This window comes from Kitasatospora sp. NPDC058406, assembly GCF_042722765.1.
Taxonomy (GTDB): Bacteria; Actinomycetota; Actinomycetes; order Streptomycetales; family Streptomycetaceae; genus Kitasatospora.
On sequence record NZ_JBHXKE010000051.1, the window covers coordinates 11,957 to 35,594 of the forward strand.

At 72.3% G+C, this 23,638-nt stretch carries 13 protein-coding genes and 2 riboswitches; of the genes, 4 read left to right on the forward strand and 9 right to left on the reverse strand.

What is annotated here, in order from left to right; all coding sequences use genetic code 11:
• Positions 1–29: 29 nt before the first annotated feature.
• The gene (locus tag ACFWOG_RS12805; protein ID WP_329875675.1) at positions 30–497 is read right to left on the reverse strand and encodes a hypothetical protein; all 468 of its coding nucleotides are present in this window, start codon (positions 495–497) and stop codon (positions 30–32) included.
• Positions 498–708: 211 nt separating this feature from the next.
• Positions 709–1,230 carry a MarR family transcriptional regulator gene (locus tag ACFWOG_RS12810; protein ID WP_329875677.1) on the reverse strand — a complete coding sequence of 174 codons (522 nt, stop codon included), beginning with the start codon at positions 1,228–1,230 and terminating at the stop codon, positions 709–711.
• Positions 1,231–1,592: 362 nt separating this feature from the next.
• Between ACFWOG_RS12810 and ACFWOG_RS12815 the strand changes: the two genes are divergently transcribed.
• Positions 1,593–3,182: an FAD-binding oxidoreductase gene (locus tag ACFWOG_RS12815; RefSeq protein WP_380357596.1), complete on the forward strand. Its 1,590-nt coding sequence runs from the start codon at positions 1,593–1,595 to the stop codon at positions 3,180–3,182.
• 243 nt (positions 3,183–3,425) lie between these two features.
• On the opposite strand, the gene ACFWOG_RS12820 is transcribed toward ACFWOG_RS12815, so the two are convergent.
• Positions 3,426–4,034 carry a histidine phosphatase family protein gene (locus ACFWOG_RS12820; RefSeq protein WP_380357598.1) on the reverse strand — a complete coding sequence of 203 codons (609 nt, stop codon included), beginning with the start codon at positions 4,032–4,034 and terminating at the stop codon, positions 3,426–3,428.
• Positions 4,035–4,210: 176 nt separating this feature from the next.
• A riboswitch (cobalamin riboswitch) is annotated at positions 4,211–4,297 on the forward strand.
• Positions 4,298–4,358: 61 nt separating this feature from the next.
• Between ACFWOG_RS12820 and ACFWOG_RS12825 the strand changes: the two genes are divergently transcribed.
• Positions 4,359–4,583, forward strand: coding sequence for a CbtB-domain containing protein (locus ACFWOG_RS12825; protein WP_355400395.1), 225 nt, complete (start codon positions 4,359–4,361; stop codon positions 4,581–4,583).
• Positions 4,584–4,600: 17 nt separating this feature from the next.
• Positions 4,601–5,461 carry a CbtA family protein gene (locus ACFWOG_RS12830; RefSeq protein WP_355400393.1) on the forward strand — a complete coding sequence of 287 codons (861 nt, stop codon included), beginning with the start codon at positions 4,601–4,603 and terminating at the stop codon, positions 5,459–5,461.
• A 159-nt stretch (positions 5,462–5,620) separates the two neighbouring features.
• Here the strand turns inward: ACFWOG_RS12830 and ACFWOG_RS12835 are convergent, their stop codons facing one another.
• From ACFWOG_RS12835 to ACFWOG_RS12860, 6 genes are all read right to left on the reverse strand, one after another.
• Complete coding sequence (locus tag ACFWOG_RS12835) at positions 5,621–6,361, reverse strand: ferredoxin (protein ID WP_380357603.1); 741 nt, start codon at positions 6,359–6,361, stop codon at positions 5,621–5,623.
• Positions 6,358–7,176: an ABC transporter ATP-binding protein gene (locus ACFWOG_RS12840; protein WP_380357606.1), complete on the reverse strand. Its 819-nt coding sequence runs from the start codon at positions 7,174–7,176 to the stop codon at positions 6,358–6,360. The genes ACFWOG_RS12835 and ACFWOG_RS12840 overlap by 4 nt, the downstream gene beginning before the upstream one ends.
• On the reverse strand, positions 7,173–8,252 hold the full coding sequence (locus ACFWOG_RS12845) for a FecCD family ABC transporter permease (protein ID WP_380357609.1): 1,080 nt from the start codon (positions 8,250–8,252) through the stop codon (positions 7,173–7,175). Before ACFWOG_RS12845 ends, ACFWOG_RS12840 begins: the two co-directional genes overlap by 4 nt.
• Positions 8,249–9,235, reverse strand: a complete 987-nt coding sequence (locus ACFWOG_RS12850; protein ID WP_380357611.1) for an ABC transporter substrate-binding protein — start codon at positions 9,233–9,235, stop codon at positions 8,249–8,251. Before ACFWOG_RS12850 ends, ACFWOG_RS12845 begins: the two co-directional genes overlap by 4 nt.
• A 97-nt stretch (positions 9,236–9,332) precedes the next feature.
• A riboswitch (cobalamin riboswitch) is annotated at positions 9,333–9,538 on the reverse strand.
• A 294-nt stretch (positions 9,539–9,832) separates the two neighbouring features.
• The gene (locus tag ACFWOG_RS12855; protein ID WP_380357614.1) at positions 9,833–11,275 is read right to left on the reverse strand and encodes a WD40 repeat domain-containing protein; all 1,443 of its coding nucleotides are present in this window, start codon (positions 11,273–11,275) and stop codon (positions 9,833–9,835) included.
• Positions 11,276–11,318: 43 nt separating this feature from the next.
• On the reverse strand, positions 11,319–19,133 hold the full coding sequence (locus tag ACFWOG_RS12860; RefSeq protein ID WP_380357617.1) for a ricin-type beta-trefoil lectin domain protein: 7,815 nt from the start codon (positions 19,131–19,133) through the stop codon (positions 11,319–11,321).
• Positions 19,134–19,705: 572 nt separating this feature from the next.
• Between ACFWOG_RS12860 and ACFWOG_RS12865 the strand changes: the two genes are divergently transcribed.
• The gene (locus ACFWOG_RS12865; RefSeq protein WP_380357620.1) at positions 19,706–23,551 is read left to right on the forward strand and encodes a ricin-type beta-trefoil lectin domain protein; all 3,846 of its coding nucleotides are present in this window, start codon (positions 19,706–19,708) and stop codon (positions 23,549–23,551) included.
• Positions 23,552–23,638 lie beyond the last annotated feature (87 nt).

The window sequence follows — 23,638 nt, forward strand, 5'->3', positions numbered from 1 at the left end:
GCCGCGCGGGTCAAGGGGGCGGACGGTTCTCAGCGCGCCCGGCGGCGGCGCGGGCGGGTGCTGCGCCAGCGCCAGGTGATCATGGTCGCGGCGATGGCCGCGGAGACCGGCAGGTCGATCCGGAGCCGGTCCGGCCACGGGCTGTCCGCGAGGGCCGGCACCCGGGGCAGCCAGTGGGCGCCCGACCAGCCGAGGGCCAGGCCTATCGCGGCGGCGCAGAGTCCGGCGCCGGCCGCGAGGAGCGTGCGCGGCGCATGGGTGCTCCACGAATCGGCCGGACGTCGGCGCAGCCTTGCGCCGACCAGGGCGGCCACGACGGCGGAGGTGCCGGCGATGGTGGTCGCGGCGGCGATCAGCAGTTGGGACTGCCCGGTCGCCAGGCCGCCGGCCCCGGCCATGGCGGCCGGCATGGCGTAGGCGACCAGGACCTCGCGCCAGAGGACGAACGGCGGCCGGGCGTCGTCCGGATCGGTGGGCATGTTCTGCCTGTTGGGCATGGAAACTCCCGAGATATACTTAGGTGGCTAAGTATTAGTGATTAGGTAACTAACTATGTGGCCGTGGAACGGCGGGGCCGCCGACTGTCGCCGGGCGGTCCGATGCTGCGCGCTGTTGTCGGGGTGGCCGACCGGTGCGGGGTCGGCCGTCGGTCGGTCGGAGGCCCTGGCTGGTCGGCGGCCGGTCGGCAGCCGGTCGGTCCGCGGCCGGTCAGTCGGCGGTCAGGGCCTCCATGCCCTCGACCAGCCTCGCCAGCAGGTCGAGGAACACCGTGCGCTCCTCGATCGAGAGGCCGCCGACCATGGCCTGCATCCGCTCGTAGTGTTCCGGCGCCATGTCGCGCAGGCGTTCCGATCCGCGGGTGGTCAGGACCACCACGTTGCCCCGGCCGTCCTCGGTGGACGGTCGGCGGGCGACCAGGCCGCCGCGTTCGAGGCCGTCGACCAGGCCGGTCACGGTCGCCCGGGAGACGCCGAGCGAAGCGGCCAGCTGGGAGGGGGACTTCTCGCCGCCGTGGTCCTCCAGGTCGGCCAGCAGTCGGTACCGCCCGGTGGAGAGGCCGAACCGTGCGAAGTGCGCCTCCCCGGCCTGTCCCAGTCGGGAGGCGGCGGCCATCAGGCGTGCAGCGACCAGGACCGCCTGCGGATCGGCCGCCAGGCCGTACCGGGAGAGCTGTCTGCGTGCCTGGTCGAGCGTCGGTGCGCCGCCGTCGACCTCGTGGTGTGGGGTCATGGCAGTAATATGGTGCCTAACTAGATGGCTCGTCAAGTCGGGTTCCCGGCGGTGCGGCGGGTCTTCGGAGTGCGGCCTTCGCGGTGGTGCGGTCGGCGTCGCCGAAGTGCCCCTCTCCTTCGGCGTGCGTCCGCCGAGACCTCCCGGAGTGCCGGTCGGCGGTGTCGCCGGGGTTGCCGGGTGGAGTCCCGAGTCGATTCCGGAAAGAGGTCGGGAAGAATATACAGTCACACTAGTTCGTGCAGGGATTCACATCGTCAGGAACCGGTGGTAGCTTTCCTGTGCCGGAATATCGGAGTCGGAAAAGCGGGTGGTCGATGAGCCGTGAATTCTCCCGTCGAGGTTTTCTCGGCAGCACCGGAATGACCGCCGCCGGCGTCTCCGCGGCTTCGCTGGGCCTGACCGCCGGCGCCGCCGGCCGTGCGGAGGCCGATCCGGTCGAGCTCCCGGAGGGGCGGACGGTCTTCCCCTCGGACTCCCGCTACGAGACGCTCAGCCAGGGCTTCAACCAGCGCTGGCGGAGCCGGCCGAACCACATCCGGCTGGTCGCCAACGAGGCCGACGCGGTGGCGGAGCTGCGGACGACGCTCGACCGCGGGCTGCGGCCGACGGTCCGCGGTGGCGGCCACTGCTACGAGGGATTCGTCGACAACGACAAGGGCGTCATCCTCGACCTCAGCACCCTGCGCGGGGTCCGCACGGGGACCGACAAGTTCGGCGCGGCCACCTACTGCGTCGAGGGCGGCGCCACCAACTGGGACGTCTACACCACCCTCTTCCGCACCTACGGCGTCACGATCCCGGCGGGTTCCTGCTACTCGGTCGGAGCCGGCGGTCACATCAGCGGAGGCGGGTACGGGCTGCTCTCCCGGCGCCACGGGCTGACGGTCGACCACCTGGTCCAGGTCGACGTGGTCACCGTCCGGGGTGGCCGGGTGGAGGTGACGACGGCCCACCGGGGTGATCCGGAGGGCTCGCCGGAGCGTGAGCTGTTCTGGGCGCACACCGGGGGCGGCGGCGGGAACTTCGGCATCGTCCTGCGCTACCACTTCGCCCACGCCCTGCCGAAGCCGCCGCCGCAGGTGTGGCTGAGCAGTGTCGCCTGGCCGTGGGACGAGTTGGTCCGGCGCCCGGAGGACTTCCGGACCCTGCTCGACAACTTCGGTGCCTTCTTCGCCCGTTACAGCGGCCGGAAGGAGACGGTGTACCAGGGACTGTTCTCCATCCTCCACCTCACCCACCGGTCGAACGGGAACGTCGTCCTGTTCAGCCAGTGGGACGAGGAGGATCCGGCGCCGTTGGACGAGTTCCTCGCGCTGGTGGAGTCCGGGATGAGGACCAGGTCGACCGTCCAGACCCGGAGCGCGGGGAGGCTCTACCTGCCCTACCCGGACAAGCGGCGCCGGCTGCCGTGGTTCCAGGCCACGATGACGGTCAACGGTTCCGGTGCCAACCAGCGCGGCAAGTACAAGTCGGCCTATCACCGGCGACCCTTCACCCCGGCGCAGATCGAGTCGTTCTGGACGTGGCTGACCAGGGAGGTCCCCGGTGTCGACCTGACGAACACGCTGGTCCAGATCGACTCCTACGGCTGCCGGGTGAACGACCGCGGGCCCACCGAGACCGCCGCACCCCAGCGCGACTCGGTCATGAAGCTCCAGTACCAGACGTACTGGACGGACCCGGCCGCGGACGCCGACCACCTGGCGTTCCTCCGCGGCCTCTACCGGGACGCGTACCGGGCGACCGGAGGCGTTCCCGAGATCGGTACCGACACCGACGGCGCCTACGTCAACTACCCGGACATCGACCTGGGCGTGGCCGGCGACGACCGGCCCGCCTACCAGCGCCTCTACTACAAGCAGAACTACAGCCGCTTGCAGAAGGCCAAGAAGACCTGGGATCCCAAGAACGTCTTCCACCACGCCCAGTCGATCACCCTGCCGTCCTGACCGAGCACGCAGAGGCGTGTCGACCATCCGGTAATCGGGTGATGCCGGTGGGGTGAGTAGAGCCGCGGCTCAGAGCGCCTGGGCGGTGCGCGGCCACGAGGTGCGGGGCCGCCGCGGACGCCGTCCGGGTCGAGGTGGCCGTGCGGGCCCACCGGGCGTCGGCCGGTCGGTCGTAGAGCTGCACCCGGTCACTGGGCGAACGCTGTGACGGGCGCCCCGGCGCGGTCGCAGGAGCTGCCCCCGTCATCCGGCTCCATCCGTGATGGGCCGGACGAGGCCCAGACGCAGGTTCCAGCGGTCCGCCCGCCCGGTCAGTTCGACGCCCGCCAACGGTGGCACGTCGAGCCGGCGGAAGGCGTGGTCCGGGATGCCGAGGGCGTGCACGGCGGCGGCCCGGACCACGTCCGGCTCGGCGATCACCAGCACCCGCCCGGCCAGCGCGGCCGCGGTGCCGTCGAGCCAGGCGCCGACCCGGGCGCACAACTGCCGCACCGACTCGCCGCCGTGCGGCGCGGCCGCCGGATCGGCCAGCCACTTCATCACGGCCGCCGGCTCCTCGGCCGCGACCTCGTCGAGGGTCCGCCCGCTCCATCGGCCCGTCGCGCAGCCGCGCAGCGCGGGCTCGTCCACGGCGTCGGGCAGGCCGAGGTTCTCGGCGGTGCGGCGGCAGCGGGCGGTGGGCGAGACGAACCGGTGGGCGGCCGCCGGCAGGCCCGGTGCGGCAGCGCGGGCGGCGCGTATCCCGGCGGCGTCGAGCGGATCGACCCCGTCCGCGGATCCTTCGCCGACGAACCGGGCCTGCCGCAGCTCGGGTCCGATCGCCGGTGCGACGAAGATCACCCGTACCGTCATGTCCTTCCCCCTTCGTACACCTGTCACCCTTGGGAGCCCCTCGGAGTACCGCGTTCCGCGCCCGCCCGCGGACAAATGCGCAGGTGACCGCGCGGCAACGATTCGGTGCACGCCCTTGGCGCCGCCGCCGCCCGGGCGCTACGGTCTGCTGCGACAACTGAAGACGACGGCGAGACGGAAGTCCGGTGGGAATCCGGCACGGTCGCGCCACTGTAAGCCGGAACCGGCCGCCTCACGCAACGGCGGGGTCCGGCAAGTCAGACCCGACCGCCGTCGTCAGAGCTCCACCGAACGGGACGCGTGTTTCCCCCAGGAGGTCCTGCCATGGCCCAGTCCGTACTCTCTCCCAGCCTGCCCGTGGGCGGTTCCGCCCCGGCCGCGCTGCCGATCCGCGCCATCCTTCCCTGGGCGCTGTTCCTCGGCACCCTGATGCTGGTCCTGCTGTACTTCGTCGGTGCCGAACAGGGCGCCACCTCGGTCTTCTCCGGGGCCACCGTGCACGAGTGGGTGCACGACGGCCGCCACCTGCTCGGCTTCCCGTGCCACTGACCGGAGACCGAGCACCGATGAACAACTCCGCAACCGTCTCCTCCGGCACCGTCGGAAAGCTGCTGCTGCGCGGCCTGCTCGCGGGCCTGCTCGCCGGGCTGGTGGCCTTCCTCTTCGCCTACACCGTCGGCGAGGGCCCCGTCTCGGACGCCATCGCCCAGGAGCAGTCACAGTCCGCCCCGGCCGGGCACCACCACGGGAGCGAGGCCGAACCCGCCGCCGGCCATGAGGACTCCCACGAGGCCGCCGGCACCGCCGATTCCGGTGACGAGGAGGAGGAACTGGTCAGCCGCGACCTGCAGTCCACGGCCGGCCTCGCCACCGGGGTGCTGGTGTACGGCGTCGCCGTCGGCGGCGTCGCGGCGCTGGCGTTCTGCTTCGCCCTCGGCCGGATCGGCCGGTTCGGCCCCCGGGCCACCGCCGCGCTGGTCGCGGGCGCCGCGTTCACCACGATCTACCTGGTGCCGTTCCTCAAGTACCCGGCGATGCCGCCGGCGGTCGGCAATCCGGACACCATCGGGAAGCGCACGGCGCTGTTCTTCCTGATGATCGCCCTCAGCGTGCTGATCGGCGTCGCCGCGGTGATCCTCGGCAAGCGCCTGGCCCCGCGTCTGGGCACGTGGAACGCCGTTGTCGCGGCCGGTCTCGGCTACGCCGTGGTGATGGCCGTGCTCGCCGTCGTCCTGCCGTCCAACGACGACGCGATCCCGGACGGCTTCCCGGCCGGGCTGATGTGGGACTTCCGGCTCGCCTCGATCGGTCTGCAGGTCGTGCTCTGGACCGGGTTCGCCCTGGTCTTCGGAGCCCTGGCACAGCGGGCCCTCACCCCCGCCGCGCCTGCCGAGGACCGTACGGCCGTCCCCGCTCCGGCGGTCTGACGGGCAGTTCCCCGCCGCGCACGACTCGACCCCGCCGAAGGCGCGCAGGCGGGGTCGAGTCGTGCGCGGCTGCGTTGCGGGGCCGCAGGCGCGACGCTCGCCCACGCCTTCGGGGGGCTCTGCGCGGGCGCGGCCCCGCTCCCGTGCCGGTGATCGCGATCAGCCGTGGTGGCCCGTCTGCTCCTTCCGGTGGCGGGGGAGCCGGTTGGACTCCACCGGTCGTCCGCCGGCGAGGTGCTCGGTGACGATGCGGTCTGCGACAGCCGGGTCGACCCCGCCGTACCAGACGTCGTCGGGCTGCACGCTGACGACGGGTGCCTGGTTGCACGGGAACTGGCATCCCGTCTGGGTCACGAGCACGTCGTCGTCGCCGAGACCCTGCTCGGTCAGCTTCTGCACCAGGGCGCGCAGGCCTTCCTCGGCACCCCGGGCCGCGCAGCGCGGGCCGCGGCACACCAGGACCTGGTGCCGGTGGCCGGTGACGTCCTCCCAGGCCGCGGACGTGAGGCCGGGCTCCTTGCCGGTGACGGCCTTCGTCGTCGCGGCCACCGCGGCGACCTCGTCGGGCGAAGCGGCGAGGCGGGTCGCCACGAGGAGTTCGGGGCGGTGGCCCGCGCGCTCGCGCCACCAGTGCGCGGCGATCCGCCGCAGCCAGGACTGGGCCGGGCCGGAGGCCGTGAGCCGGACGCCGATCACGACCACGGTCTCGGTGCCCGCGTCGGCCAGCCTGGTCAGCTCGGCCGACAACGAGGGGTCGGCCTGCTGCAGGAACGCGATCGAGGCCCGGTGCGAGGCCGCTGTCCTGAGGAGTTCGTCACGGCGGACGGCTTCCGCGATCGACATGCCGACCAGGAGTGCGGCGCCGCGGCGGGCGTTGGCTTCGGGGACCGGGGAGGTCATGGCGTCTTCCTCTCGTGGAGCAGTCCGTTCCACCGGATGTGCGGTCGGTCGTGCCGGGGGTGGCGTTCCACGGTGGCGTCGACGCCGTAGACGCGCGCGATCATGGGCGAGGTGAGCACCTCGGGACCGGTCCCGTGGGCGACCAGGCGGCCGTCGAGCAGGACGGCGGCCTCGTCGCAGTAGGCGGCGGCGAGTTCGAGGTCGTGCAGGGCCGCCACCGTGGTGATGCCCAGCCCCCGGACGGTTTCGAGGAAGCCGAGTTGGTGGCGCAGGTCGAGGTGGTTGGTGGGCTCGTCGAGCAGCAGGACGCCGGGCTCCTGCACCAGCGCCCGTGCGAGCTGGACCCGCTGCCGCTCGCCACCCGACAGCGTCGGCCAGGAGCGGTCGAGCAGATGGCCGACGTCGGCTGCGGCCACGGCGTCGGCGAACACGGCCCGCTCGTGGGCGTCGGCGGCTGTGTTCGCCGGCACGGGCCAGCGGCTGCGGTGCGGGGTGCGGCCGAGCTCGATGACCTGACGGACCGGCAGCGACAGCCGGGTGTCCGCCTGCTGCTCCAGGAAGGCCACCTGTCGGGCCCGTCGGCGGGCCGTGAGCGCGTGGAGGTCCTCGCCGTCCAGGAGGACCCGACCGGCGCTCGGACGGGTCAGTCCGGCGACCGCGCGCAGCAGGGTGGACTTCCCGGCGCCGTTGGGCCCGAGCAGGGCCGTGATCCGGCCGGGGCCGAACGTGAGCGACACCGCGTCCAGCAGGGTGGCTCCGCCGATGCGCACACGAAGTCCCTCCGCGCGCAGCTCGACGGGGTGTGTCACCGTCACCGCCCCCTCCCGTCGGCCCGGCCCTGGCGCCACAGCAGCCAGGCGAAGAAGGGTGCTCCGAGCCCGGCCGTGATGACGCCGACGGGAATCTCCCGGTCGGGGAGGACCGAGCGCGCCAGGATGTCGCTGCCCACCAGGAGCGACGCACCCGTCAGCGCCGACACGGGCAGCAGGACGGCGTGGCGCGGGCCGCAGACGAGACGGACCACATGCGGTACGACCAGGCCGAGGAACCCGATGACGCCGGTGTGGGCGACCAGGCACGCGGTCACCAGCGCAGCGACGGCGACGAGGACCCAGCGGGTCCGCTCGACGTGGACGCCGAGGGAGCGGGCGGCGGTCTCGCCGAAGGCGAAGGCGTCCAGGTCGCGGGCCGAGGATGCCAGGACCGTGACCCCGGCCAGCGCGACCGCGGTCAGGAAGACGGCGGTGGGCCACCGCACGCCGGCGACCGAGCCCAGCGTCCACTCCATGACACCGCGCGCCGCGTCGCGGTCCCCGAGGACCATTACGGCGAACGAGGTGTAGGCCCCGCACATCTGCCCGACGGCGATGCCGGCGAGCACGGTCCGGGTGGTCGGCAGCGTCCGGGTGCGCGCACCGGCCAGGGCCAGCACGACGACGGCCGCGAGCAGGGCGCCGGCGAACGCCGCCGTCGCCACCGCGCCCGTTCCCACGGCGCCGGACACGCCGACCCCGAGGACGATCACGGTGACCGCGCCGGCGGCGGCTCCGTCCGAGATCCCGAGCAGGAAGGGATCGGCCAGGTCGTTCCCGGTCAGCGTCTGCAGCACGGCACCGCAGACCGCGAGACCGGCGCCGGTGGCAGCCGCTCCCAGAACCCGGGGCAGCCGCAACTGCCAGACGATCTGGTCGTCCAGCAGCGTCACGTGCGGGTCGCCCAGCCCGAGACGGCGCACCACGACGTCGATCACCGTCCGGACCGGCTCGTGGTGCGAGCCCACGGCCAGACCGAGGAGCACGGTGGCCAGGAGCAGGGCCGCGGCGACGGCCAGGGCCGCCGCCGTGCGGCCCGGACCGGTGAGCCGCACGGCGGGAGGGGACGTGGCGGTCATGATCCCGGGTGCAGTCGGCCCAGTCCCGCCGACACCCGGGCGGCACCGTCGGCGAGCAGCACACCGGGGGTCGACTCGGAGAACGGCACCACCACGAAGGCCTTGCGCTGCACGGCGGTGAGCTTGCTCAGCACCGGGTCGCCCTGCAGATAGTCGATCTTGGACTGGGCCGTGTCCCAGTCGGCGTCCGCGAGCACGATGGCGTCCGGGTCCGCGGCGACGACCTTCTCCCAGCTCACGTTCTGCCAGGCACCGGGCAGGTCTGCGAAGACGTTGCGGGCCCCCACGGCGTCGAGCACCAGCTGAGGCCCGCCGTGGCCGGAGCCGACGAACGGTGCCTTGGTGTCCGAGTCGAACCACAGGACCTTCAGGCCCTTGCCCGCGGCCGTCGCCGTGAACTGGGCCAGCTGCTGCTCCTGCTGCCGCTGGATCGCGGCGGACCGTTCCGTGACACCGAAGACCCTGGCGACGTCGTTCAGTTCGCCCCACATCGCCTGCCAGGTCGGCGGCGGCACCTGGCTCTTGTCCGAGCAGCCGAACGGGGACAGGTACGACGGGATGCCCTGGCCGCCCAGCTCGTCCCGGGTGCCCGCGACCTTGTCGGTGAACGCGCTGGAGTAGGAGGCGTACAGGAAGTCGGGCCGCGCCGCGAGGAGCTTCTCCTTCGTCGGGTAGTCCTTGGAGAGCACCGGCACGGAGTCGTAGGCCGCCTTCCACTTCTCCGGGACGGCATTGTCGAGATAGGCGGTACCGGCCATGCGGGACTCCAGGCCGAGGGCCAGGGCCACCTCGGTGGCACCCTGATTGAGCGTCACCAGCCGCTCGGGCGGCGCGCCGACCGTCACGGTGGTCCCGCAGTTGTTCACGGTGACCGGCCCGGCACTGCCGGCCGTCGCACTGGGCGCGTCGGGTGCGGGGGCGCCCGCGCAGGCGCCGAGCACACCGGTGAACAGGAAGGCCGCGACCGCGCGGCCGACGCGCACCGGACCTGTGGGACCTGCGGCACCTACGGGACGTGCGGAACGTATGGAACGGAACGGGTACGGCAGAGCGCTGGGCACGTGTTCTCCAAAACCCTCGTGGAACATGTCGCGCCGTGGCCGGTCTCCTGGCTTCCGCATCGACACGCCGCAGCCGACCTTCCCGGGTGGCTCTTCCAGCCGACCCAGTGGCCCTGACCGCTGGCAGAGCCGGTCAGCGAGGGCCGCGGCACTCCGCGGCAACAGTGGCGAGGGCCGCACCGGACTCAGACCGGTTTCCCGAACACCATGGCCACTGCAAGGTATCAGGCGTGGTCAGGTCGGTGTCGGCCGGTACCTGGGGCGATCGTTCGGATGGTTCGTCGGCGAGCGCGCCCGGGTGGCCGAGAACGGTCGGTCGGCGTCGCCGAGCAGTTTCCGGGGCTCGTGGTCGGCGTCGGCCCCGGCGCCCGGGGCACTGCCCTTCGTCTCCCACCCGGCCTTCCGGGCCGCCTCCGGGATCGGCCGGCGGCCACCTGGCGGGACCGCTCGAACATGATCCGGGGGCCGGTCGGCATCACCGCCCGGCCCCCGGATCACGAGGCACACCTCAGGGAACGCCTACCCGAGACCGGCCTTCCGGATGCCGTCCAGCCGCTCCGTGTCCTCGCCGAGGGCACGCAGGATGAGGTAGGCGGGCTCGCCGGCACCGGGCGTGCTCCCGGCGGCCAACTCCTCGTAGAAGAGCGGGATCCCGCGCCGCACCGCGTCGCAGCACTCCTCCTCGATGTCGGGGTGGCCGGCCGCCGAGGCGCTGAGGTCGGCTTCACCCTCCACGCACGCCATCAGCAGGTCGAGCACCCGGTAGCGGGCCGGCGCCGACAGCTGCTCGTGCTCCAGTGCCAGGAGGAGCATCGAGGCCAACGGCAGGGAGGCCTCGGAGAGGAAGCCCTGGGACTCGACGTCGCCCACCAGCCCGTGTCCCGACGCCTCCTCGGGCGTCCGCGCGGCCATGAGCCGTGCGAAGTCCTCCGGGACGTGGCGGGCTCCCCGACGACAGGAGCACGCGATGCGGCTCCAGTCGTGGCGGGCGGCCTCCTGCTGCCAGGGGGCCGCCGGCGCACCGGGTGCTGCGCCCGTCTCCGACCGGGAACCGAGCCGGTGGGAGCGTGCCAGCAGCGCGCCCGTCCGGACGTCCCAGAGGCCCGCCTCGCCGTCGCCGTCCACGGCGACGAGTTGCGTGCCGTCGGCGACGAAGCGCAGCGCGAGCACCCATCCGTTGAGGTCGGTCAGCCGGTGGACGACCTCGGCGGTCGAGGTGTCCCAGATCCTGACGATCCGTTCGGTCCCGCCCGTGGCGACCCGTGCGGCGCGTGGGTCGAGCGCGGCGGCGACGACCGTCCCCCGGTGGTCGTGGAGGAGGGACCACGTCCCGAAGGTCGTCGGATCCCACAGCTGGGCGGACGTTCCGCCGGCTGCCAGGATCGCCTCCGCCCGGGTGGCGAAGGCGACCGACTGCAGCCTCGGTCCGTCCTTGAACACCAGGCGCGGCGGCTCCGGTGAGTGGACGTCGCCGAGGAACATCCGGCCGCTCGCCGTGCCCGCGGCGAACCGCTCACCGTCCGGACGGGCGGTCAACGACGTGACCTGCTTCCCGAACTGCTCGGGCAGCTCCAGGTCGATCCGCCGCCCCGGCGCGCCCGCCGTGGTGTTCCACACCCTGACGGACCCGTTCTCGTCGCCGGACAGGACCAGCCCGCCGGGGCCGGGGGCGACGGCGGTGACGCGACACCCGTGGTCCGAGTGGAGCGGCGCGTGCCCACCGTGCTGCGTCCACGTGTGGACTCCGCCGGCCTCGTCACCGATCACCAGGAGGTGGGCCGACCGGTCGTCGTCGAACGCGACGGCGGTGGCGTGCGCGGGGGTCTCGACCGAGGCCACCACGGCCCCCGTCGCGCGGTGCCAGACGAGACACGGTCCGCGGTGGACGACCTCGGCGACCAACTCCCCGTCGGCGCTGAGGGCTATCAGCTCCGGTGAGGAGTTCAGTGAACTTCCGCTCATGCCGTGCTCCGATTCCAGGGTTGCCGTGCGGGCATCATAAGACTCACTCCAGGATCCTCGGGTTCTCCTGCCCCCATTTCGTGCCGGACGGGAATTGCCGGGGGTCGTAGTCCAGGATGCAGTCGTCGCAGATGGGGATGTTGCCGTCGATCGTCAGCGGGTTCAGGTTCGTCTTGCTCGCCGACATGGTGAACCGCACCTGCCGGTGGTCGCCGCCCAGGGCGTTCACCACGTTTCCTTCGGCGCAGTATCCGCACCCCGGGACCTTCGGCGTCCCGGAGGACGCGACCGCGATGGTGCCGCTTTCGGTGTTCACGCCGGCGCTCCAGGTACGCCGGACGGGCTGGTTGTGGTCGGCGGCCATGACCTCGTGGAGCATGTCCCGCGCCTTGGCGATCTGACTCTCGACCGTCCAGCCCTCCTCGGCGGCGACCGTCTTCACGACGGCCGGGTTCTTGATCTTGGTCTTGACGCCGCCCCGTGTAGTGGGCCCGCGTCCGCGCATCTCCGGGGATCCGCCCGACGTACCCTTGCCGGCCGAACCCCCGCCCGACGAACCTCCGCCGGCCGAGCCCTTGCCGGAGCCGGATCCGCCCTTGGGAGTGCTGGTGCCGGTGCCCGGGCTGTCGGGGGTCGTGGGCTTGACCGGGTGGGCGGGGGCGGGGTTGGCGGGGGTGGGGGTGGGGAGGTCGTCGGCGAGCTTCGTTCCCGAGCGCCACTTCATCAGGGTCCGGACGCCCTTGGAGACTCCCTTGAGGAGGCCCTTGACGCTGGTGGCGATCCCGACGTAGTCACCGGTGGTGCGGCCGGCCTGGTACGCGCTGGAGTTGGTGTCGATGTTGAAGAGGGTCGCGGTCGGCGAGTCGTTGGTGTACTTCTCGTGCTGGTACACCGTGCAGCCGAACGGATTGGCGATGCAGCTCATGTTGCGGGCGCCGTCGTAGATGTTCAGCGCGCCGTTGACCCCGGCGGTCCAGAAGTCGCCGACGTAGGAGTCGACGACGCCGCCGGCGTAGCTTCCGGCCTGGTTGGCCGCGGCCTTGGGGTCGTCCATGACCTTGTTGACGAAGTTCTTGACGCTGCTGAGCCAGCTGAACCCCGTCGGGTCGCTGCCCGAGGTGGGGTTGTCGGCGCCGTAGGTGTAGCCGCCCATCTGGTTGGGGTCGCCGGCCTGGAAGAGCGGGTCGACGGAGAGGAAGCGGCCGAGGACCGGGTCGTAGGCGCGGACGCCGAGCAGGTTGAGGCCGCTGGTGGCGTCGGCGGGCCGGCCGAGGTAGCCGAGGTTGTCGGCCCACGTGGTGGGCACGGGGCCGCGGGGGTTGCCGTAGGGGTCGAAGGCGCGCCGGGTGACGGTGCGTGTGGTGCCGTCGACCTGGAGGCTCGCGGTGCCCTGCGGGTTGGTCGGCTGGAAGGTCAGTCCGCCGTTGCCGGTGCGGATGATGACGGTGCCGTCGGGGTTGGAGTAGTAGCGCTTGCCGGTGACGGTGGTACCGGTCTTGTCGAGGATCAGCTGCTCGGTCCCGCCGAACAGGTAGAGGACGGTGCCGTCGGGTCCGCGCTGGATGAGCAGGTTGCCGCCGGCGTCGTACAGGTAGCCGGAGGTCCGGGTGGTCCCGCCGCTCGGGGTGGTGACGGTGGCGGTGAGGCCCTCGGCGTTGTAGGTGAAGGACTGGGTGGCGCCGGTCGGCGGCGTGCCGCCGGCCGAGAGCCACCTCTGGTTGGTGCCCTGGTTGCAGTCCCACAGGCCGACGCGGGTGCCCGGGGTCGTGTTCCCGTGGGGCACGTCGAGGCACTGCCCGGAGGCGACGTTGACCAGCGAGTCGTTCGGGCCGGACCGCCATTCCTGGGCGGCGCTGCCGTCACAGGTCCACAGCTCCACCTGCCGGCCGCGCTCGGCGACGCCGCCGACCGGGCGGATGCACTTGCCGCCGGTCCTCAGCCTGCCGTCGGTCTCCAGGGTCCACTGCTGGGAGGTGTTCCCGTTGCAGGTGAAGGAGAGGATGGCGGTGCCGTCCGCGGTCCAGGCGTGGTCGTCGTCCAGGCACAGCGGGGTGGCCGAGCCGGTGGCGATGCCGGAGGCGATCGATCCGGCACTGGTGGCGGACCGGGAGACGGTGCCGCCGGCGGTGTCGTACTGCGGGGTGAGCGTGGCGGTGTAGGACGGCCCGGTGGGCGCGTTCGTCGTCGCGGGCCACTGCTGGTTGACGTTCTGGTTGCAGGACCAGAGCGTCACCGGGGTGCCCGGGTTGGCGTTTGCCCAGGGCACGTCGGCGCAGAGCCCGGTGGCGGTGTGGACGAGGGCGCCGTTCGCACCCTCCTGCCACTTCTGCCCGGTGGTGCCGTCGCACGCCCACAGTTCGAGCGCCACGCCGGGGTCGGTACCGCCGTTGGCCGGACGCAGGCACTTGCCGAGCGAGCGCACGGTGCCGTCGGCGGCCTTGGTCCACCGCTGGCCGCCGCCCTCGTTGCAGGTGAACGACAGGATGGCGGTGCCGTTGGCGGTCCGGTTGCCCTCGACGTCGAGGCAGAGCGCCGTCCCGCCGGTCGGGATGGCCGAGACCAGCTTGCTGGTCGCGGGCCCGGTGGAGGTGGTGACCGCGGTGACCGTGTTGGGCTTGGCGGCGGGGGTGCGGCCCTCGCCGGGGTAGCTGCTGGACTGGATGACGTCCCGGGAGGTGTCCCCGGTGACGTCGCGCCGGACGTGCCGGGTCCGGTCGCCGAGCGTGTTGTACTCCCAGCTCTGCCAGTAGGGGGCGGGGCCGCCGATGCTGGCCGGGCCGGGGTTGTCGTTGTTGCAGCGGGAGGTCTGGCCGGCCCCCGCGGCGGTGACGCCCCAGGTGTCCGTCCAGGCCTCGACGAGCCGGCTCAGGCCGTCGTAGCGGAAGCACTGGACGTCCCAGGTCCGGTCCGCCCCGCCGGAGGACTGCAGTTCGGAGACGCTGGTGACGTTGCCGGCCTGGTCGTACCCGAAGGTGCTGTCGGAAAGGGGGTTGGCCGAGGACTCCTGGAGCGCGACCCGGTGGTTGACCAGCCGCCCGGTGGCGTCGTCGTAGATCTGCGAGGTGCGCAGCAGCTCGCCGCCCGTGCCGTAGGTCGAGCGGAGCAGCTGGCCGCGCTCGTTGTAGTTCGCCCGGGCCAGCAGCGACTGGTTGGTGTCGGTGCCGCTCTGGAGGAGCAGGCCCTGGAGGTTGTAGCCGTAGCCCACGCTCTCGGCCGGCAGGCCCGCTTCCCCGTTGTACGTGTTGCTTGCGAGCAGACCGACGTTGGCGGTGTAGGTGGAGCCGATGGTGTAGTCGCCCGCGAGCTTGCCCTCGGAGGCGGGGATCGTGGTGGTCGAACCGGTCGGCTGGTAGGCGGTGTTGTACCCGTTGACCTTCTGGACGTACTTGTCGCCGGCCGCTCCGCCGACGTAGCGGGTGGCGGAGGTGACGTAGCCCTTCTCCAACGAGTCGTACTCGACCGTGGTCAGGAGTTTGGAGGCGTCCGTCGTACTGGTGCCGCTGTACTTGGCGGTCTGCCGGCCGAAGGTGTCGTAGACGAAGGACAGGGACTCGCCGCGCCCGTCGGTGACGGTCGCCGGCCGGCCCAGGTCGTCGTAGACGGTGGTGGCCGTGCCGCTGTCGGGGTCGGTCTTCGAGGTCAGCTGGCCGCGGAGGTTGTACTCGTACGACCAGGTGTTGCCGACGTTGTCCTTGACGGTGGAGATCTGGCCGCCGGGCTTGTAGGTGTAGCCGGTGGTGACGTCACCGATCGTGCCCCCGGCGTGGATCACCGAGGACGTGGTCTGCCCGAGGGCGTCGGTGTGGACGGTGCTGGGCGAGGCGCCCTGCGGCGGCGTCCGGTCGGTCCGGTCCGCGCCGCGGTACGCGGTGGTGGACTCCCACAGCAGCCGCCCCTTGGTGTGCTGCTGCTGCGCGACCGGGCGTCCGAGGCCGTCGTAGACGGTGATGTACTCGGCCGGAAGGGTGTTCTCGACCTCCTGGAACGGCGTGGAACCCGGCGCGGTGTTCGGGTCCGACCAGGTCGGGATGCTGATGACCGGCCAGCCGTGGCTGTCGTACCGGGTCGAGGAGACCAGACGGCCGAGACTGTCGTCGACCGGGGTGCTCTGGCTCTGCCGGGGACGCAGGAGCCCGTCGTAGATGGTGACGGAGACGTCGTAGGTCTCGTTCTCCCGCAGCGTCCGGGTCGTGACGCTGGATGCGGCAGGCTTGATCCCGGTGCCGTGGATCGCGTACTCGAACGTGCGGTCGGGGCTCTTGCCGTCGTCCTTCTTGCGGCCGGGCAGCCAGACCCGGGTGAGGCGGCCGAGCGCGTCGTAGGCGGAGTCGGTGATCCGGTGGTTGACGTCGACGGCCCGGGTGATCAGCCCGCGGGACGGGGAGACGGTGCTCGTCGCCGTCCAGTTCTGCGGGTTGGTCGTCGACACCTCGGTCGGCAGGACGCCGGTGGCCGGGGTGTAGCTGGTGGTGGTGAGGTTTCCGGCGGTGTCCCGGTGACCGACCACCCGGCCGTACCCGTCGACGCTCTCGGTTGAGAGGGTCTGGAAGACCGGCCGCCCGGCTCCGTCGTAGGACTTGACCGACTGGGTGGCGGTGACCATGCCCAGCGTGGTGCCGTTCTGCCCGAGGCGGCCGTACTCGCCCGGGTTGTTGATGTCGCCGCCGCCGTCGTAGACGAAGCGCTTGTGGCTGAGCGTGTTGGCGCTGGTGGCGGTGGCGCACGGCCCGGAGACGCTGACGCTCTCGCTCGGGGCGAGGATCAACGCCGGGTTGGCCGCGGGGGCCGGTGCGTAGGTGGTGGTGGCGCAGGTCTCGTGGGCGGGGACGCTGACGTCACCCTTGTCGTTGACCTTCCAGGGGCGGCCGAGGTCGTCGAACTCGGTGGTGCTCCGGGTGGTCCGCCAGGTCACGCCGTCGGACAGCAGCGACAGGTTGCGGCCGCCGGTGGTCTTCACCTTGCGGGCGACCAGGTCGGGCAGGGTGGACAGCGGGGGAGGGGTCTCCCCGGGAGCGGGCTTCCTGGAGGTCCAGGCGGTGCGGCTGCGGTTCGCGGTCGGCACCGTGGTGGGGGCGTCCGGGAGCGACTTGGCGATCACCGTCCCGTCGGCGCCGGTGTAGGTGGAGGTCTCCAGCGGCATGCCCGCGAGCCAGGGGCTGTCGGGTATCCGCTCGCCGAGCGAGTTCCTGATGTCGGCCGGCGGCCGGGTGGCGGTGACGGAGGTGTAGTCGCCGTCCATGCCCGGCAGGTAGGCGGTGACGCTCTTGGTGACCGGGTCGGGCGCGGCGCCGGACGTGGTGGTCACCGTGCGGAAGCCCCGGAAGTCGTTCCAGGTGCGGTACCGGTCGTCCGTCAGGTCCGAGTCGTCCCGGTGCCAGGCGGCGGGGCCGTAGGCGTACTGGACGACCTGGGGCAGGGAGCCGGCGTTGGTGATGTCGTTGACGGTGACCTTGGAGACCAGGGTCTTGTGGAACCAGTCCGCCGTGGGCTCGGAGGAGCCGGGGGTGTTCCAGTGGACCGGGTAGCACGCCTTGGTGTTGTCGGCGGCCGAGGCCGGCATGGTGCCGTTGACCCGCGAGCACTCGGGGTCGCGGTAGGTGACCGTGATGTACGCGCCGCTCTCGGTCCGGACGGCGACGATCCGCGGCCGGTAGAGTGCGGGCGCGGCCGGGGAGGGGCCGTCGACGCGGTTGTCGAACTCCTTGCCGGTGAAGACCACCGGGTCCAGGGGGGCCTCGCCGCTGCCGCCCGCGGTGGTGTCCAGACCGGTGTGCCTGACCTCGGAGAACCACATCACGGACTGCACGGCACCGGCGTTCTTCGGGTCGCCGGAGGCACCGGTGACCGGGTCGATGCTGCCGCCCGCGTCGGAGAACAGGTGCTTCAGCTCGTACCGGTCGACGCCGCGCCAGCCGGCGGCGGTCCGGACCTCGGTGGTGATCTTCGCGAGGCGCTTGGTCGACCAGAACGTCGGCGAGCCGATCTTGCAGACGTTGGCGCCGGTGCCGCTGGTCGTCCAGTTCGACTGGCAGGCCAGGTCGTACGGCACGTCCGGCCAGTTGGTGGCGGTGCCGGTGCTGAGGTTCTCGGGCCGGCAGGTGGTGTCGGAGACGACGCACCGCTCGGCGGTGTCGAAGACCGCCCGGGCCGAGGGCTCGCGGCCGGCCTTGGCGTCGTCGAGCTTGTAGCCGTAGGAGATCCTGGTCAGGTACCCGCCGCGGGTGTACGGCGTCAGCTCGCCGGTGCCCCCGCCGTGGAGGGCCTGGCCGTAGCCCCGGTTGTAGTGGTTGGTCTCGGTGGCCCAGTCGAACCGCTGCAGGTTGCCGTTCGGGTCGACGACGAAGTCGAGGTTGAAGCGGTAGCCGACCTGGTTGGGGCCGCACAGCGAGTTCTTGCCCTTGGCGGCGGTGTAGCAGGGGTCGCCGCTGTTGGGGTGGTAGACGGGCGCGCCCCAGGCGCTGTTGGTGGCGCTGTCGGCCGTGGTGCCGGGCGCGTGGTTGAGACCGAAGTAGTAGGCGGTCCCGTCGGGCGTGGTGACCTTGAAGTACTCGCCCTGCCACAGGCCGTTGGACGCGTCGGTGAGGCGTTCCACCTTGGTGCCGTCGTCGCTCTGCAGGTGGTACACGCCGTTGGCGTCGCGGACCAGTTCGCCGCTGCGCGAGCCGAGCGACAGGGTGGCGTTCCACCCGGCCCAGCACTGGTCGGAGGAGTCCTCCACGCCGGCGTTGCGGCACGCCTTGTACGAGCGCTCGATGTAGCCGGGGCTGAACGACCAGCCGTCGCCGATCCAGGAGGCCTGGGAGTTGCGGGCGGAGGTGTGTCCGTCGACGGCCTGCGAGTTGTACGACAGACCGACGGAGGGAACGGGACCGGCCAGCGACGGGGGCATGGCGACCGGGTAGCCGTAGGTGAACGCTCCGGACCCGGTCTGGGCCCAGGACCCCGAGGACGACAGGGAGGTCGCGTTGTACGAGCCCTGCGAGCCCTCCGTGCCGGAGACGGCCGCCAGCACCACGGGGGAGGAGGCCGGGCCGGCCTGGTCCGAGGACGGCGCCGCGAACGCGGTCGTGTTGCGGGCGGCGGAACCGGTCCCGGATTCGGCGGCCGGCAGGGTCACCGTCGCGCTGATCCTCCGGGCGGCCGGGTCGTTGGTGTGCTCGACCGGGGCCTGGACACGGCAGGCGTCGACCTGGGGCGTCGTCAGGGCACAGGCCGGAAGGGCCACCAGGCGCAGCCGGGACGACCAGCCGCCGCCGTAGGCCTGGGCGATCGAAGCGTAGTCCAGGCTCACCGAGACGTCGCCCGCTTCGCTGCGGCCGTCGCTCCGGGCCAGGCCGACCAGCAGGCCGTCGACGCCGGCCGCCTGGGTCTTCGCCCGATCGGCGACCCTGACGTCGACCGAGGACGGCGTACCTGCGGCGCCGTCCGTACGGTCCGTACCGGTTGCGCCGGCCTGCGCCTCGGCCGCGGTGTTCGGCCGCTCACCGGCCGGGGCCGGGGCCGGGCCGACGAGGACCGGAGTGGAGCCGGCCCGCACCTTGTCCCCGGCATCGGCGGAGCGCGGCGGGGCCGGCCACGTGCCCGCCGGACCGGCGGCACCGAGCCGGACCGTGGCCGAGGCTTCGACCGGCCACTGCGCCGGGGACGGCTTGTAGGCCGTCAGGTCCCGGGCGCCCGGCTGGGCGGGAAGCGCCGGACGGCCGGGCCCGTCCGCGTTGCTGCCCGACACCCGGGGCAGCGGGGGCAGCGGTTTCTCCGGTTGCCCGGGATTGTCGTTGCGGTAACCGCCGACGATTTCGACGCCTTCGGCGCCCGCCATCGGCGCCAGAAGGGACATCGCCACGGTCAGGGCGGCCACCGGGGCCACCCTGCTTCGTCGGCGACCCCCACCGGCGGCGGAGACGAACCGGCGCAATCTAGTGCGCACTAACCATACCCCCCACTTGAGAACAGTTCCTGGACGAGTAAAGACAATTGACGACCCGTTGCACCGCAGGATTGCGGCGCGGGAACCGTATTGCCAGACGTGCGAACCGCGCAATACCCTTCGCGAGGCCCACCTGACCAGGTGGTTCGGCGCCGGCGGTGAAAGGGGGAGCTCCACCGATGTCAAGTCCCTGTTCGCCTGACGGTCACCGTGCGACCTTGTTCGCGCAGGGTTCTGATGCTGATTCAGTTCATTGAAAGGGATAACCCGTGGGGAAACCCATCCGATTCTGCCGAATTCGGACGCGCGGGCTGACGGCCCGCCTTGCCGTCATATCCGCGCTCGGCGGACTCGCGCTCGGAAACGTCGTTCCGGCATTCGCTGATGACCGCCCGTTTGCTGTGCAACCGGGACAGACCGTTCGCCCCGGGGCACTTCCGGCCCCGGATGCCGGGGGGCCGCTCCAGGCCGCCCGGCTCAAGGCCAAGGCCACCGGGAAGCCCGTGACCGTCGACGAGCTCACCACCGGGAGTTCGCTCACCGTCGCGCAACCGGACGGCCGGATCACCCTCACCAGCCATCTGCAGGCCGCCCGGGTCAAGAAGGGCGGCGCCTGGACGCCGGTGGACGCCGGGCTGGCCCGGAACGCCGACGGCAGCTGGTCGCCGAAGGCGACCCCGTCCGGCGTCGTCCTGTCCGGCGGCGGCAAGGGGCCGCTGGCCACGCTCACGGACACGGACGGCCGGAGCCTCGCGCTCTCGCTTCCGTTCGACCTGCCCGAGCCGGTGGTGACCGGCGCCGGCGCGCGGTACGCGAACGTCCTGCCCGGGATCGACCTCGACGTGACGGTCAGTGAGCAGGGCGCGATCCGCGAGGTCCTGGTCGTCCGCGACGCCGAGGCCGCGGCCAACCCCGGGCTGAAGGCGCTGCGGATGGGCACCGCGGGCGGGAACCTCACGGTCGAGGCCGACGCCGCGGGCGGCCTCGCCGCGAAGGCCGCCGACGGCACGTCGGTCTTCACCGCCCCCACCCCGGTGATGTGGGACTCCTCGACGGCCCCCGCCGCTCCCGCCGGCTCCTCCGGTCCCTCGGCGGACACGACGGCCTCCGCCCGCGGGGCGGCCCCGAGGGCGGCGGCCCCGGCCGCCGGCCCGGACGACACCGAGGCCGTCGCCCACTCCGCGGCGACCGGCGCGCCGGTCTCGTCCTCGGCGGGGCCGGGCAACGGGGCCACGGTCCGGCCGGTCGCCGTGAAGGCCGAGCCGGGCGGCGTCACCCTCACCCCCGACACCGGCCTGCTCGGTGGGGACGGCACGACCTGGCCGCTGTACATCGACCCGTCATGGACGCCGACCGGGCCGATGGGCACCAACCACTTCGCCCAGGTCATGGAGGGGTGCGCCGGCGCCCCGCAGTACGACATCCCGCAGGCCAACGGCCAGGGCGTCGGCTACCAGCAGTACGCGGCCACCTGCCGCGGCCTGGAGCGGTCGTACTACGAGTTCAACACCGGCGCGATGACCAACCGGATGGTCGTCAACGAGGCCAAGCTCATCATGTACGAGACGTACGGCGCCAACCACGACTGCAACGCCACCGCGCCCGTGACGGCGAAGTGGATGCGCGAGGGCATCGGCGGCGGCACCGACTGGAACCACCAGCCGCAGAACGTCGAGATGTCCTTCGAGACCCAGTGGCCCAAGAGCGCCTGGTTCGACTGCGGCGGCTGGAAGCCGGTGGTGTTCAACGTCACCGACGCCATGCGGACCGTCGCCCAGCAGCAGATCCCGCGGTGGACCGTCGGCCTGTTCGGCAACGAGTCCAAGGTCGCGGGCAACCTCGGGTTCATGCGGTTCAACACCAACCCGTACGTCGAGGCGAACTACGACATCGCGCCGGACCGGCCCTACGACATGTCCACCACCCCCGACTCGCAGAACCCCGGAGGGCCGGCGTGCGGCGGCGGGCAGCCCGGCTGGATCGGGATGACCAGCATGGCCGGCAACTCCTCCAACATCATCCTCAACGCGCGCGCCACCACGCCGATGCCGGGGACCAACCTGGTCGTCGGCTTCCACGTCTGGGACAACATGGTCGCCGACGGCAACGGCAACCCTGCGGACGTGGGCTGGCCGGCGAGCCAGCCGATCGGGTCGGGCGGCCTGGCACAGGCCTACATCGGCAGCCCGGTCTCCGACGGCCACCAGTACGGGTGGAACGCCCGGGCGACCGACGGTCTGCTGAACGGGCCGGATTCGGCGTACTGCTACTTCGGCGTCGACCTGACCCCGCCGTCGCTCGCCGAGTTCGAGCGGTCGACGGTCCTCCCACCGTTGGGCAGCGGCCTCACGCCGACCGCCCACGCCGGGGACCAGAACCTCACCATCAGGGTCAGCAGCAACGACCCCACCCCGGGCGGATGCAACCGCGCCGCGTGCGTCAAGAGCGGCGTGCGCGGTTTCCAGTACGCGCTCGACGACAACATCCCGCCGGCCGGCGCCAACACCATGTGGGTGTGGCCGGACGCCGAGGGGACCGCCGTCGCGGACATCCCGGTGAACCTCAACCGTGACGACTGGGGCGTCCACACCCTGTTCGTCCGCGCGGTCGACGCCGCGGGCAACACCCAGCAGCAGGCAGCCCGGTACGACTTCTACGCTCCGTGGAACCCGGCGAACGTGGTGAGCCCCGGTGACGTGACGTCCGACGGCACCCCGGACTTCCTCTCCCAGGCCACCGACGGCACCCTGACCCTGGTGCCGGGCAACAGCGACTTCACCGCCAAGCCCGGGCTCGCCTCCACCCAGGACCAGAGCCCCGAGCACGACAGCTGGAACAACTACCTGGTGGCGCACCGGGGTTCGGTGAGCGAGGGGAGCCAGGACGACCTGATCGCCTTCAACAGGGCGACCCGCAAGCTCTACGTCTACTACAACGACGCCACCGCGGTGCCGCCCGGCATCGCGGGGCACTTCAGCCGCCGCGCGATCTCCCCGATCGGTACCTCGTCGACCTGTGCGCAGGGCATCGACAGCACCTGGAACCACCTGACCCAGATGGTCGCCACGGCCCCGAACGGCAACGTGGCGAAGCGGCCCAACCTGATCACCGTGGAGAACGGCAGGCTGCGCTACTACCCCGGCAGCACACTGGGCGGCTGCCTGTTCGCCACCGGAACCGATCTGGGCACCGGAGACTGGTCCGGCGTGACCCTGCTCCCGCCCGGCTCCGTCGGCTCCACCCCGACCCTGTGGGCCCGGGACGACCTCACGGGCGCGATCCACACCTACCCGCTGTCGCTCGACGCCCAGGGCACGCCCACCGCGACGATCGCGGCGCCCGTTCGCCGGCTGCTGGCCTCCGGGCTCTCCGGCCTGTGCGGGGACGTCGACCACAGCCTGACCGGGAACGGGACCGCGCTGCTCAACTGGACCTGCGCCGCCGGCGCGGGAAACCAGCAGTTCACCCTCGGCACCGACGGCTCGCTGCACGTGCTGGGCAAGTGCGTGGACGTCCCGTTCAGCGCCACGGCCAACGACACCAAGCTGGTGCTCTGGGACTGCAACAACGGCGCCAACCAGAAGTGGGTGCCCGAGGCGTCCACCGGCGCGCTGCGCAACCCCCACTCGGGCCTCTGCCTGGGTGTGGAGGGAGGTGCGACCGGTGTCGGCGGCGTGCTGGCCATCCGGAACTGTGACGGCAGCGCCGGTCAGAAGTGGGACGCCGGGATCCCGGCCGAGCAGGCCGGTGCGCAGGAGGTCCTCCCGCTGGGTCTGAGCTCCTCGGCCTTCCCGAAGGTCGACTCGCCCGGTGACGTCGACGGCGACGGCCACCCGGACCTGTACGTGGTCGCCGCCGACGGCACCCTGACGGTCCTGCGCGGCGCGGCTGCGGCGAACGGCCTTCCGCAGTTCTCCGGGCGCGTCAACCTCGGCGTTCCCAACCGGCCCGTCGGCTACCAGCTGGTTTCCGCCTCCAACGGCAGCAAGTGCGTCGACAGCATGGGGACGACCGCAGACGGCCACCGCCCGGCCGTCTGGAACTGCTGGGCCGGGGTGAACCAGAAGCTCACCTTCGCCCCGGACGGCACGGTGCGGGCCGGCGCGGCCTGCCTCTCCGTTCCCGAGAGCGGGGCCGGGGACGGCTCTCCGGTCGCGATGTCCGAGTGCGTCGGGGCCCGCGGCCAGCAGTGGACGCTGCGCCCCAGCGGCGAGCTGTACAACCCGCTCGCCCAGCGCTGCCTGGAGATCCCGGGCTGGGACACCACCAACGGCACCGGGCTGGGCATCTGGTCCTGCCACGGCGGCGCGAACCAGCGGTGGATTCTCAGCGTCACCACGGCGGTCTGAGACCCGACCCGCGCATCACGCCCGTGCCGGGCGGAGGGAGGACCACCCCCCCGCACGCGCCATTACGCAACGCCCCCCCCCCCCGCC